The following is a 288-nucleotide window of genomic DNA, read 5'->3' as shown; positions in this document are numbered from 1 at the left end:
ATCGCCACCTACGATGCCGCCTATAGCACCGCCCCCAACGCTGGCTAATGAAGACAACAAAGCATTGCAGCCTGAACCAATGCCATCGCAGAGTGATAATGCCGCTGAGTTTGACGCGACCTTTAATGATAAGTCAGACAAAACCGTACCGTTTGCTAGCTACTTTAAGCGCAAAGCCGCTGATGTGGATTTTGAAACCTTAAAGTCGGAACTAGCGACTTATATCGAAAAAAATGCAGCGCCTGAGGATGCGTGGGGTTACCTGCTAAATCTGGAGCAGTGTACTGA

General features: G+C 48.6%; 1 protein-coding gene. It reads left to right on the top strand.

What is annotated here, in order from left to right; genetic code table 11:
- On the top strand, window positions 1–288 hold a 288-nt coding region (locus AAEZ03_RS26835), incomplete at both ends, for a hypothetical protein (RefSeq protein ID WP_350582839.1).

It is taken from the genome of Pseudomonas sp. HY2-MNA-CIBAN-0224, assembly GCF_040310285.1.
In the GTDB taxonomy this organism is placed as follows: domain Bacteria; phylum Pseudomonadota; class Gammaproteobacteria; order Pseudomonadales; family Pseudomonadaceae; genus Aquipseudomonas; species Aquipseudomonas helleri.
The sequence above is the reverse complement of the archived record's forward strand: the minus strand, read 5'-3'. Positions and strand labels throughout refer to the sequence as shown.